At 50.9% G+C, this 12,607-nt stretch carries 14 protein-coding genes; 9 read left to right on the top strand and 5 right to left on the bottom strand.

The window, feature by feature from the left end; genetic code table 11:
* Positions 1-690 precede the first annotated feature (690 nt).
* Entirely contained in the window at positions 691-1,017 is a 327-nt protein-coding gene (locus ACN5NT_RS14290; RefSeq protein WP_419175863.1) for a hypothetical protein, read from the top strand.
* Positions 1,018-1,360: 343 nt separating this feature from the next.
* Here ACN5NT_RS14290 and ACN5NT_RS14285 read toward each other — a convergent pair whose 3' ends face one another.
* From ACN5NT_RS14285 to ACN5NT_RS14275, 3 genes are all read right to left on the bottom strand, one after another.
* The gene (locus ACN5NT_RS14285; RefSeq protein ID WP_419175862.1) at positions 1,361-1,801 is read right to left on the bottom strand and encodes a hypothetical protein; all 441 of its coding nucleotides are present in this window, start codon (positions 1,799-1,801) and stop codon (positions 1,361-1,363) included.
* 11 nt (positions 1,802-1,812) lie between these two features.
* Complete coding sequence (locus ACN5NT_RS14280) at positions 1,813-1,968, bottom strand: hypothetical protein (RefSeq protein ID WP_419175861.1); 156 nt, start codon at positions 1,966-1,968, stop codon at positions 1,813-1,815.
* Between the two features lie 94 nt (positions 1,969-2,062).
* Positions 2,063-2,698 (bottom strand): GDSL-type esterase/lipase family protein, encoded by a 636-nt coding sequence (locus ACN5NT_RS14275; protein WP_419175860.1) that lies wholly within the window; start codon positions 2,696-2,698, stop codon positions 2,063-2,065.
* A gap of 325 nt (positions 2,699-3,023) precedes the next feature.
* Here ACN5NT_RS14275 and ACN5NT_RS14270 point away from each other — a divergent pair, with 325 nt between their 5' ends.
* Positions 3,024-4,385 (top strand): DNA recombination protein RmuC, encoded by a 1,362-nt coding sequence (locus ACN5NT_RS14270; RefSeq protein WP_419175859.1) that lies wholly within the window; start codon positions 3,024-3,026, stop codon positions 4,383-4,385.
* Positions 4,386-4,549: 164 nt separating this feature from the next.
* Here the strand turns inward: ACN5NT_RS14270 and ACN5NT_RS14265 are convergent, their stop codons facing one another.
* A complete protein-coding gene (locus tag ACN5NT_RS14265) occupies positions 4,550-5,293 on the bottom strand; it encodes a FadR/GntR family transcriptional regulator (RefSeq protein ID WP_419175858.1) in 744 nt (247 codons plus the stop codon).
* Between the two features lie 500 nt (positions 5,294-5,793).
* Here ACN5NT_RS14265 and ACN5NT_RS14260 point away from each other — a divergent pair, with 500 nt between their 5' ends.
* The 7 genes from ACN5NT_RS14260 (at position 5,794) to allE (ending at position 11,923) form a co-directional block, all read left to right on the top strand.
* Positions 5,794-6,594, top strand: coding sequence for a transporter substrate-binding domain-containing protein (locus ACN5NT_RS14260; RefSeq protein WP_419175857.1), 801 nt, complete (start codon positions 5,794-5,796; stop codon positions 6,592-6,594).
* A gap of 58 nt (positions 6,595-6,652) precedes the next feature.
* Positions 6,653-7,321 carry an amino acid ABC transporter permease gene (locus ACN5NT_RS14255; protein ID WP_136799605.1) on the top strand — a complete coding sequence of 223 codons (669 nt, stop codon included), beginning with the start codon at positions 6,653-6,655 and terminating at the stop codon, positions 7,319-7,321.
* The gene (locus ACN5NT_RS14250; protein ID WP_136799619.1) at positions 7,321-7,965 is read left to right on the top strand and encodes an amino acid ABC transporter permease; all 645 of its coding nucleotides are present in this window, start codon (positions 7,321-7,323) and stop codon (positions 7,963-7,965) included. The genes ACN5NT_RS14255 and ACN5NT_RS14250 overlap by 1 nt, the downstream gene beginning before the upstream one ends.
* Entirely contained in the window at positions 7,956-8,684 is a 729-nt protein-coding gene (locus ACN5NT_RS14245; RefSeq protein ID WP_419175856.1) for an amino acid ABC transporter ATP-binding protein, read from the top strand. The genes ACN5NT_RS14250 and ACN5NT_RS14245 overlap by 10 nt, the downstream gene beginning before the upstream one ends.
* 76 nt (positions 8,685-8,760) lie before the next feature.
* On the top strand, positions 8,761-9,999 hold the full coding sequence (locus tag ACN5NT_RS14240; protein ID WP_419175855.1) for a Zn-dependent hydrolase: 1,239 nt from the start codon (positions 8,761-8,763) through the stop codon (positions 9,997-9,999).
* A gap of 132 nt (positions 10,000-10,131) precedes the next feature.
* On the top strand, positions 10,132-11,127 hold the full coding sequence (gene ilvC / locus ACN5NT_RS14235) for a ketol-acid reductoisomerase (protein ID WP_419175854.1): 996 nt from the start codon (positions 10,132-10,134) through the stop codon (positions 11,125-11,127).
* Between the two features lie 16 nt (positions 11,128-11,143).
* Positions 11,144-11,923 (top strand): (S)-ureidoglycine aminohydrolase, encoded by a 780-nt coding sequence (gene allE, locus ACN5NT_RS14230; RefSeq protein WP_419175853.1) that lies wholly within the window; start codon positions 11,144-11,146, stop codon positions 11,921-11,923.
* Positions 11,924-12,041: 118 nt separating this feature from the next.
* Here allE and ACN5NT_RS14225 read toward each other — a convergent pair whose 3' ends face one another.
* A complete protein-coding gene (locus ACN5NT_RS14225) occupies positions 12,042-12,563 on the bottom strand; it encodes a type 1 glutamine amidotransferase domain-containing protein (protein ID WP_419175852.1) in 522 nt (173 codons plus the stop codon).
* Positions 12,564-12,607 lie beyond the last annotated feature (44 nt).

The raw sequence follows: 12,607 nt of genomic DNA, 5'->3' as shown, positions 1-12,607 counted from the left end.
GGATTGGCTCAGGTAACGACTCTACCCCTGCTGGAAAGTCACGTTTTATAATCGCCTTTTTTTACAAACCACAGGTATGGGAGAAGCATCTCTGGAGCCGCACAAGATGCTTCTCTCCCACCACGCACAGTACTCTTCTTGCAGTAATCGCAGTTTTACATCTAGCGGAAGGTATGATCGACAACATTGAAAGTTCTAAAGCAACAAACAGTAATAGGCTGGTTTTCCTTGCTCTTGATATGACAGCTCGGAAAAAATCAGCATTGACTCTGTATCATCAGGAATCGAGCAATTTGGTTTCGATATCTACGAATTGAGAGGTCGGGCAATGGAATTTGCCGGCATAGTATTGAAGGAGAATTGTTCCGGAGCAGTCGCGTCAAAGCCATTACGCGTGAAAAGCCGCCTGCTCTTCCCAGGAAATCCTGAATGCTGGTTTTGAATCTCACTCACACTTCACAAACACAATGAATTTCATCGTTGATATGACAGTAATTATTGCAAAACTTGATGAATCAACCGGATCGGCCTGGTGACATGCCGTATGAACGAGGTCGGACAACAAAGAATGCCTCCAAACAAAAGCGCTCAGCACCTCTATTTCATTCTGCTATACGAAGAACTTACTGCTTGCCATAACCCGTACTTTTTGTTCCTGTTAAGGAAAGACAACAAAAGCTGGGGGACAACATGAAACGGAATCCACCACTTTACTACCTTGCCGTCGTGGCAATGACCATCGCCATTATGATCGTCATTGAGTCATTCGTTCTGGTGTTGACAGCAGAGATACGCAGCGCCGCACTCCTTATCGCCACCGGTATATTTTCGTACGGCTTCGGTGAATACATCAACCACCCTTTGGTTCAGCAGGAAAATCATGCTGCAACTCCTGAAACCGATAATACCCTTGTACGCAAACGACGACCATGCCTGGCCGGTATAATACTCGTTCTCGCCTCAGCCCTGTTCATTTTCGCCGGCCTGATGCGGCTGGTGCCGTTTCAATCCCTTTAGCACCGGAAATTATTGGCAAGAGAGCCACCTCAACATCCCCCAGTTGAACCAAAGTACGGCAGCAACAACCCGGAAAAATAATCCCTCGCATTATCACCATTCATACCGTGTCACATAGGCAATCTATACAGTCGATTCAACACGCCATGACTATCAAGGCATTGCATCTGCAGAGGCTGTTCTGGCTGGACTATGCCTTTTTCCCCAAGCTCGACGCTCATGAGAAAATTAATGCATGCAGATAAGCGAACCTTGTGAGACTTCGATAGTAACCATATGGCTCCGCTTAATTTTCTCTCAATACCTTATTTTGTGACAAAAAATGCACTGCGCCAACAAAATCTTAGATTTCTCCATTGAAGGCAAGCTTGTCAAACTCTTTCATCTTCGGGTCATACACCGCGCCCCAATAATTTTTCCCGCCGTCACAGACTGTTACGGTAACCGGTTGTGACTTTTGTCTGTCGGCTGGCATGCCATTTATATAGACCAACCGTTCACCGCCCGTGATTATTCCCGTATATTGACGAAAATACTCGTTCAGATTCTTCTCCAGCCTGCCATATCCGCAACAAGCAACAGCTTCCAATTCCTGTAGTTTGTAGAGGTTTGCCTCAAGCTCCTCTATTACCGACAATGGCGGCATCCAGGTTCCTTCAATCACCGGCACTTCCCTGGAGCATTGATTGAGTATCATGTGTGCCTCAGATTCCGGTAGCACCTCATATCCGTCGGCATATACCGGAGAAACCGCCAGTAAGACGAAAAATATAATTTTCTTCATCACGGAATAACTCATCTGTTTTGTTGTATTTCAACCTGTCTTTCAAGACCTTTGCTGTACGCTTTCCAACGCGGTTTACGGACAGCTTGCTTCTTTCTGCATACCAGTTCGCCTTTGCCGATCGACCCAATAATGGCATCAAGCATCTCCAGCGCTTTCATCCTCATCAGCATTTCATGCGGTAGAACTATCGTCAGGCATGCTCTATTTCCGAAGCCTCAAATCAGGTACGCCCCCTCCCCTGTCTCAATTCAGGTCAATTCAAAATTCCCCGCCGAAGTCAAGATACGGCTGCAACGCCTCATAAAAATAGCCGGTCATAATCTCGTAACCGCCATCATTAGGATGAATCGAGTCGCTCATCAGATTTCTATCACTGAAAATTCCTTTGAAGATATTGGGGATGAGCACCGCGCCGGTCTTTCTGGCGACGGATTCGTACATCGTCGAAAACTCCCTGCCGTAAAGTGGTATCTGCAACCCACCAAGAACCACCATTGCCCCAGTGCCTTGAATCTCCACAACAATAGAGGTCAGATGTGCTTCTACGGTGACAATATCGACCCGCTTTCTCAGATCATTGCCACCCAGGGTGATCAACACCACACCGGGTTCTAAATCCAGCACATCGTGCTGCAGGCGAGCAAGGCCATCCGCAGTTGTATCCCCCGGCACTCCGGAATTAATCACTTCAATCCCGGTCATCTCTGCCAGGCGGGCAGGATAATCACGACCTTTTGAAGCACCGACTCCGGCGGTCAAACTATCGCCAAAGCAGACAATGCGGGATACGGAAACGGGTATATTTATAATTTTATAGTCATCATCTCCGCCGATAAAGGTGTAGCCGAGCCAACCGGCCATTACCAGAACGATTGCCAGTATGCCTTTCTTCATGGAAATTCCCTGAACCTTTCATTGGATTTCGCCGCTTGCGCCTATGCTGAATAGAGCGCTGATATATTCAATAAGAGCATAGAGATATAACGAAAAACAGTCGTCATTTCAAACAATCAAGCATCTATCAACTCTCTTGCCCGTCCCATGCGTTTCTTCATTAGAACACGTTTCTGCAACCACTTCCTGCTTGCCATCCCTGAACCTTTATGTTCCTGTTATGCAAAAGCTTATCAAAAATGACAGGTTACATCTCCATTCGTTTTCCGGTAATTGTATACCTTCTCCTGTCGACTCGCATTAACCAACCATACTCACAAGCTCAATGACTCAATCCCTTTCGTCCCAACTTCAAGAACTTTCTCAGCTACTTGCCAGTGCTCCACTGTTGGTTCTCATCCTGATTCTGCTTATTCTCTTTCCGGCCCTGGTACTTTTGGTGGTGCTTATCCTCTCACGAAACAATACCAGGTATCTGCGTGATAAATATTTCAGCACCCAGAAAGAACTCCACCAAACAAACACCCATGTTGAGGAATTAGAAAAGCTCACCACCAGACAAAAAATCCGTGAAGCGCGGATGATCGCGCTCATTCGGAACGAACGAAGGAATTCTTCAGAAAAACTGACACTGCTCGAAGATGCCCGCAAAGAGTTACGGCTGCAGTTTGCCTCGCTGGCCCAGGAGATTTTCGAAGAGAAAAACTCCACCTTTACCAGCCAGTCGAAAGAGCGGCTGGAGTCGATGCTCAAGCCCTTCCATCTGCAGCTCGATTCACTCAAAAGTGAAATTCAGAAGACCTATTTAAACGATACCCGTGAGCGGGCTACGCTCAAAACAGAACTGCAGCAACTGCAGGAGCTGAACAGACAGATGAGCGAGGAGACCACCAATCTCACCCGCGCCCTGAAAGGTGATAAAAAGCTGCAGGGCAACTGGGGAGAGCTGATTCTGGAGCGGGTGCTGGAACAGTCCGGCCTCAGGCGTGGTGTGGAGTACGAGACCCAGCGCGGCTATCGGGACGAGGGCAACAAACTGTTCAAGCCGGATGTGATCATCCATCTGCCGGATGAGAAGGATATCATCGTCGACTCCAAGGTTTCCCTCTCGGCCTGGGAGCGCTACTGCGCCTCGGAAGACAGCAGCGAGCAGACCACCGCCATGGCAGAGCTGGCGGTTGCCATTCGCAACCATATCCAGACGCTTGGCAGTAAAAAGTATGAAGAGCTTAAAGGAGTGCGCTCCCTCGATTTCGTACTGATGTTCATGCCGGTGGAGGCCGCCTATGTGGCCGCCTTCCAGCACGATGACAACCTCTACACCGAGGCGTTTAAGCAGAAGATCATCATTGTCACTCCCACTACTCTCCTGGCCACCCTGCGTACCATAGAAAACATCTGGCGCTATGAACACCAGAGCCGCAACTCGCAGGAGATCGCCAGAAAAGCCGGCAGCCTCTACGATAAGTTCCGGGGCTTTGTGGAAGACATGGAGAAAATCGGCAAACAACTGGACAGCTGCCGCCATACCCATGACAGCGCCATGAACAAGCTCTGTCAGGGCCGCGGCAACCTGGTCAGTCAGGCACAGCAACTGACCGAAATGGGTGTGAAGGTCAAAAAGGAATTGCCCCGTTCTATAACAGAACTGTCAGCTTCAGCAATGGAGGAAACCGTTAAAAATTAGGAAAAGCCAGCACCACTTGTGACTGCCGCCGCTCCTTTCGGAAACCAGGGCTGTACGGATAAGCATTGAGATCAATCTGCAATGGGAAAACCGGCCATGATGTAGTTTCACCCCTCCCTCCTTTCTCCTCAACCCCTCATAAACCTTGAGCTGAATCCTACCGTTTAACGACTATTACCCGGTATCACAACACCAGCTCTGGCCGCAACCCCTTCTACGTGCTGCCGCATAGCGATAGATGCATCCTCCGGGCTCCGCCGCCAGAGCGCATCCATGATCCGCTCATGCTCCACAAGGGTTTCGCCAAGATCTTCACTGGCACGAAAAGGAAGCTTCTGGCTTTCATGGAAAAGATCGAGAAACGGCGAGATCGAAAGATTAAAAAAACAGTTATTTGCCGCCTCGAGCATCTGCCCATGGAAATTGAAGTCCAGCCCTGAGAACTGCTCCAGCTTTCCCTCTTGCATAGCCTGGGCCATCGACTCAACCATGATCTGTAAATCACGCAACTGTACATCGGTGGCATTTTGCGCTACCAATCCAGCCACTGAAGGTTCCACCATGAGCCGGAACTGGTACATCTGCGTTTCCCGACCTGCCAACCCGAGCCACTGCGCTTTCGGCAGCGACTCCGCTTTAGGAGAGTGAACCATTTTTATCTGATCATGCCTGCTCAGAAACACCCCTCTGGACGGCTCTATAATCAGTTGCCCGCCAGCCTCCATGGTGGCTATCGCTTCACGGATCGTCGAACGACTGAATCCCAGCGCCAATGAAAGATCGCGCTGGGACGGCAATTTTGTCCCCTCCGACCAACCATGGCTGGCTATCATTTCACGGATTGCTTCAACTGCTTTATGGCTTTTTGATTTTTGCATTTCATCACGCTGATTGGTATTTCTCTTCATTGTGCTTCCGTTCACCCACTGCATCTCACCACACAGACCCACTAGCCCAGACCGATCAACAGACTCAACATCCAGACAACGTATCCCGACCAACTCACAAAAACCATTCACCACAACTAAAGAAATATATCTAACAAAAATACACACAAAACACAAACCGGTCCGACCACATTGACCCATAAAAACACAGTCACAACATCCTGTCCACTTTTATTTTTTCCATTTTTGTAATAGTATTTTCTGGCCTTACTCAATCGTTCTCCTCTCCACACACCTCAAGCCCCACACAATCAGCAACTTAAAGCACAAGTCCACATGCTTACGTTTTTGTAACAATCTATTTTTACAACATAATTGGAAATTATCTCCTTGACAGTTTCTTTTTTTTACACCATTTTGTGCATAACAGACCAACCGGCCCTACCAGTCCGGACCGACCAGATTCACACCACACAAAACACAGCCATCAACCACAAAACCTCACACAATCGGAGTCTTCCATGAAAACCTGCATTAAGCCTGGCGTTCTCACCCTGCTCACCCTATTTATCACAGCCGTTCTCATCACCAGCCCTGCCCTGGCAAGCGACGACAAATTCACTGCGATCAAGGCTGCCGGAGTACTTAAAGTAGCTGTACCACAGGATTTTCCGCCATTTGGTTCGGTTGGTTCAGACATGAAACCGGCGGGCTATGATATAGACACCGCCAGACTCATCGCCGAAAAACTTGGTGTAGATATTAAACTCGTACCGGTAACCAGCACCAACCGCATCCCATATCTCACAACCGGCAAGGTCGACATTATTATCTCTTCTCTTGGCAAAAATCCGGATCGTGCGAAGGTTATCGATTTCTCAGACGCTTACGCCCCATTTTTTAACGGTGTGTTCGGTCTCAAATCTCTGGATGTCAGCGGCCCTGAAGACTTAGCCGGAAAAGTAATCGCTGTAACCCGCGGATCCATCGAAGATCTCGAACTGACCAAAGTCGCACCAGCTTCACTTGAGATAAAACGCTTTGAAGACAATGCCTCTACTATTGCAGCTTACAAGATGGGTCAGGTAGATCTGACAGCTACCGGCAATGTTGTCGCCGCTTCTCTTAACGAGAAGAACCCTGCCAAAATGCTGGTAACCAAATTCGTCATGAAAAATTCTCCATGCTATGTGGGCATTGGCAAAGAGCAGCCAAGCCTCATGGCCGCAGTTAACGGCATCATTGCTGCTGCCAAAACTGACGGTTCCCTGAATGTTATCTCCGAGAAATGGCTCCATAACGAACTCCCTACGGATCTGTAAAACGAATTGAGACCGGCTGTAGCCCGGCCGGTCTCTTCCCCCATTCAGGACGACGACCATGACCTATCAATTTTCATTCGAGCCCGTTTTCACCAATTGGCTTCCGCTGCTCCAGGGAGCCGGAATGACCTTGCTCCTCACTTTTCTCGGATCACTGGTCGGCGTGGCTACCGGTATTCTCGGGGCAGTTTCAAGGGGCTGGAAACTCCCCCTGCTTCAGCATATTTTCTCCATCTATGTAGAATCCATCCGTAACACCCCGTTTCTCGTTCAGCTCTACTTCATCTTTTTCGGACTGCCAGCACTCGGCATTAAACTCAGCGGCTGGGAAGCGTCATTTATAGCCATGGCTCTTAACCTCGGAGCCTACTCAACAGAAATCATACGTTCCGGAATCCTTGCTATCCCAAGCGGCCAGATAGAGGCCGCCAAAGCGCTTGCCCTCAGTAAATACCAGACCTTTCGCTTTATCGTGCTCAAACCGGCGCTCAAAACGGTCTGGCCGGCACTGTGCAGTCAGATCATCATCGTCATGCTTGGTTCATCGGTCTGTTCGCAGGTTGCTGCAATGGAACTCACCTATTCCGCCAACCTCCTTCAGTCCATGACCTTCCGGGCCTTTGAGATTTACCTCTGCAGCACCATCATGTACCTGATTCTGGCCATATTGATCCGAAAATTCTTACATTTCATCGGTAACACCTTCATTGACCGGAGGCCAGCGTGATTGATTTCCCCATAACACTCATTGTCAAACATCTGCTGCTCGGTCTCGGCTGGACGGCAGGGCTCTCCCTCATCGCCTTTGTTCTTGGTGGAATAGTCGGACTCCTCACCCTGCTTGCACGAATCTCAGACAACAAATTTCTCCGTATTTTGTCCAAGGCCTATATTGAGTTTTTCCAGGGAACACCGCTGCTCATGCAGCTCTTTCTCATCTTTTTCGGTATTGGCCTGCTCGGCTCAGACATCTCCCCCCTGCTGGCGGCAACCATCGGGCTGACCCTTTTTACCAGTGCCTATCTTGCCGAAATATGGAGAGGCTCTGTTGAATCAATCACAACAGGGCAATGGGAAGCAGCCGACAGCCTGGCCATGTCGAGATACCAGCAGATGCGGTTTGTCATTCTGCCCCAGGCCTTACGCATTTCCATTCCGCCCACTGTCGGTTTTTCCGTGCAGGTGGTTAAAGGAACCGCTGTCACTTCAATCATCGGCTTTATGGAAATCACCAAAACAGGTTCCATGATCGCCAACGCCACCTTCCAGCCCCTACTGGTCTATTCACTGGTGGCCGTGGGCTATTTCATGCTCTGTTTTCCACTTTCCGTGTATTCCAGACATATCGAAAGGAGCATCGGATGTCGTTAATCATCAGCAAAGATATACATAAAAATTTTGGCGACCTGGAAGTACTCAAAGGTGTTGATCTTACCGTCAACGAAGGCGAGGTCGTCGCTATTATCGGTAGAAGCGGGTCGGGAAAAAGCACCTTCCTCCGTATTTTGAACGGCCTTGAAGAACTCGATGGCGGGGCTCTCTTTGTTGATGGCCAACTCATCACAGGCCTGGAAAAAGACCTGCGGCCGTTGCGCCTCAAGGTGGGCATGGTTTTTCAGCAATTCAACCTCTTCCCCCACCTCACCGTTGGAGAAAACATCATGCTCTCACCGGTACAGGTAAAAAAAATTGATCCAAGGCAGGCAGTAACGCTAGCCGAAGAGATGCTGGACCGGGTTGGTCTTGCTGAGAAATTCCATTCCTACCCTGATCAACTCTCAGGCGGTCAGCAGCAGCGCGTGGCGATAGCCAGATCGCTGGCCATGCAGCCCAAAGTCCTGCTCTGCGACGAAATCACTTCAGCACTCGACCCTGAACTGGTCGGCGAAGTGCTTGAGGTCGTACGAAAACTTGCCAGCGACGGCATGACACTGATCATGGTTACCCATGAAATGCGTTTTGCCCGCGAAGTTGGCGACAAGCTCATCTTCATGCATGAAGGACGGGTCCACGAGGCCGGTCCGCCCAAGGAACTGTTCAACAACCCGGCCACCCCGGAGCTGGCCGCCTTTATCGGTGCCGTGAGCTGAGCAGCGGCGAATTTTATACACGCCGACTCACCGTAACAATTTTCAAACCCCGCAAAAATTAACCAGACGAAAGAGTATGATACGCTGCAATCCAACACGTTTAGAACAATTCATGACAGAAATCGCCCGCTTCGGTGCAACCGACAGAGGCGGAGTGACGCGACTCGCGCTCACCGACGAGGACCGCGATGCCCGAAACCAGCTCAAACAGTGGTTTGAAGCGGCCGGTGCTGCCACACATATCGACCCGATGGGTAACATGTTCTTCACTCTGGCGGGCAAGCAGCGCTCACTGCCGCCGATCATGACCGGCTCCCATTGCGACTCCCAGCCCCAGGGCGGACGCTTCGACGGCATTCTCGGCATCATTGCCGGCCTCGAGGTAATGTGCGCCTTAAAAGACGCCGGTATCCAGCTTGAGCGTGACCTGATCGTCGTGAACTGGACCAACGAGGAAGGCAGCAGATTCACCCCCGGCACCACAGGCTCAGGATATTTCGCAGGCAAACTGCCACTTGCCAGAATGCACGATCTCACCGACCTTGAAGGCAAGCGACTTGGTGACGAACTGGAGCGCATTGGCTACAAAGGTACCGAACCTTTTGAGCCCGGTCCGATCCATGCCAATTTTGAATGCCATATCGAACAGGGCCCGGTGCTGGAGCAAAAAGGTATCTCCATCGGAGTTCCCAAAGGCATCGTCTGCCTGCGCTGGTACGATATCGAAGTAACTGGTGTCACCAACCATGTCGGCCCAACCCCGATGGACTCACGACAGGATGCCCTCTACTGTTTCGCCCTGATGAATGCCAGAATTTTCGAAGCCGGTCGTAACGCCGATGAAGTTGTCGCCTCCGTTGGCGAAGTACATCCCATCCCCAACTCCCGAAACGTCATTGCCGGAAAAGTACATTTCACCATCGACATCCGGGGCTGGGAAGAAGATGAGACCGACCGGGTATGTACCGAGGTTGAAACTGCCCTTGCCGAAATTGCCGAAAGTGCCGGATGCACAGTTACCATCAACAAATTGTGGGAAGTTGAGCGGGCCCCGTTTCACCCTGAACTGGTCAAACTCGTCCATGACAGCGCCGCCAAACTCGGCCTGGAATCCCTCGATATGGTTTCCGGCGCCTCCCACGACACGATTTACATCAACCAGCAAACGCCCAGTGCCATGATATTTGTTCCTTCTATTGACGGCAGAAGCCATGCCGAGATTGAGAACACCTCATGGCAGGATTGCGCTGCAGGCACCGATGTACTGCTGGCTGCGATTATGCAAACCGGCAACTCCACAGAAGAGCTCGCTTAAAACACCAATGAGCACGAGACTCTGTGGAACCTGTTCCACGACTACACTCACCGGCATCCATACTGGAGCAACATGGATGCCGGTTGACTCCATCAACACAACAGCACAAAAAGCATAAAAAATGAGGTCGAAATGAACGCTGCAAATTTTGAAAAAATATATCGTGATGAAGATGTGAACCTTGAACTGCTTACCGACAAGGTTGTGGCCGTTATCGGCTACGGCAGTCAGGGGCGCGCCCAGAGCATGAATATGCGTGAAAGCGGTATCAAGGTAATCGTCGGGGCTGGAGATCGCCATCGCCATTCAAGCTGGGACAAAGCTGAAGCCGATGGCTTTGAAGTCTACTCCATCGAAGAGGCAGTTCAAAAAGCCGACGTGGTACACATCCTGTTGCAGGACCCGGCCCAGCCATCAGTCTATTACGAATCGATCCACGCCCACCTTCGCCCTGGCCAGACCCTCAGTTTCGCCCACGGTTTTGCGGTACTTTATGGCACAATCAAGCCACCCAAGGATGTGGACGTAGTACTCTTTGTCCCAAATGGCCCTGGCCCGGTCACCCGCCAGAAGTACAAAGACGGCTCAGGCATCTGGGGCTGTGTCGCTGTCGACCAGAACATCAGCGGCCAGGCCCAGGAAACCGCCCTTGCCATCGCCAAGGCGGTTGGCTCCACCAGGGTCGGCGTAGTGGTTATGACCTTCCAGAATGAAACTGAAGGCGACAACTATGAAGAGCAGGTACTCTACGGTGGCACCATCCACCTGATGCGCACCATGTACAATATCATGGTCAAGAATGGTTACCCGCGCTCCTTTGCCTATGCCAAAGCCATCCGCTCCATTCGCTCTATCATCGATGATATCGACGAAGTCGGCATCGAGCCCTACCTCACCTCACGCGCCAGCAGAACCTGTGAATTTGCCGTGCGTCACAGTGGCCCCCGGGTTATTAATGAAGAAGAGATGGAGAAAATCTTCGAGGAAACCGAAAATGGCATTTTCGCCAGAAACTGGCTGCAGGAATTCTCCCTCGGCATGCCGACACTACACAGAATGCGCCGCACCTGTGCAGAATCAGACATGGAGCAGACAGGCGAAATATGGCGCGAGAAATTCGGTAAGTGATTTTTGGAGAAAATAAATGGGATACCCTAAGGGATTACTAAAAAACAGATCGGTTCTGGAGCCGGGCAAGTACGCTGTCATTAGCCCCGAAGGCCGAGTAATCAACGTCATTCCCGGAATCAGGGACTGCCGGATGACCATACTCGCTTCGCCAAAACTTGGCGCAAGCTTCGTACAGATGATCGGCACGGTCAGCACCACAGGCGAGACGACCATGGCCTACGGGGCTGAAGAAGGCGTCGAGACCCTGCTCTTCGTACTCGATGGCATGGGCGGCCTTGAGGTCAAATCGGGCGATACCACCGAGACCCTCACCGCAGGCGGATACATTTACTCCCCTCCGGGAGCAGGGATTCACTTTAAGTCAAAAGGTGACGGCGAGGTTCGTATTCTGCTCTACAAGCAGCGCTTCACCCCCCATCCGGACCCGGAAGTGAAACTCCCCTGGACGGTGACAGGCAACATCCACAGGATCAATGAAAGCAATTATGACGATATGGAAAACGTCCTGGTGCGCGATCTGCTGCCGACCGATGAAAGCTTCGATATGAACTTCCACACCCTGGCATTTTTGCCCGGCGGATGCCATCCTTTCGTGGAAACCCACGTACAGGAACACGGGGCCTATATCTACACCGGCCAGGGCCTCTACCTCCTCGATGAGACCTGGATACCCGTCCAGGCAGAAGACTTCATCTGGTTTGCCCCGTTTTGCAAACAGGCCTGCTACGGCACCGGCCTTGATCGCATGGAATACATCTATTCCAAGGACTGCAACAGAGACGAAAGCCTCTGATACGGGTTTTTTCATGCACCACGCCGGCTGACAGAATACTGACAGCCGGCGTGTTCGGAAGAGAACAGTCGGCCCACTCCCAGCTCACACCAACAGAAAGAATCTAAAACTCCAGAAGTTATCGGGACAGCACCTCCAGTATGGCCGGCAGAAAAACCGGCAGGTCATCCGGCGTTCTGCTGGTGACCAGTTTGCCATCAATAACTACCGCCTCATCCACCCAATCGGCGCCGGCGTGGATCATATCGTCTTTAATGGCGAAATAGGAGGTGACCTTTCTGCCCTGCAGTACCTTCGCCGAACAGAGCATCCAGCCCGCGTGACAGATAGAGGCCACCATCTTGTCTGCATTAACCGCATCTGCCACCAGCTTCACCATGGCAGGATAACGCCGCATCATGTCCGGTGCATAACCACCCGGGATGACCACTCCGTCAAACTCATCAGCCGAGACATCGACCGCCGCCACATCCGCTTTTATCTCCGTGGCAGGCTTACCGGTAAAGCTCTTCTTTCTGCCGGAACCAACCACAACAACCTCAACTCCCGCCTCTTTCAGCCGGTAATACGGGTACCAGAACTCGTAGATATTGAACATATCCTCAATCAGTATCGCCACCTTCTTTGTGCTCAGTTCCATATCCACCTCCTGTTATTGTGAGTTTTGACGACCTATGTACCAAT

The sequence above is a fragment of the Desulfosediminicola sp. genome, assembly GCF_048381775.1.
GTDB classification, from domain to species: Bacteria; Desulfobacterota; Desulfobulbia; order Desulfobulbales; family Desulfocapsaceae; genus Desulfopila; species Desulfopila ganghwensis.
This window is presented reverse-complemented; position numbering and strand designations above follow the sequence as displayed.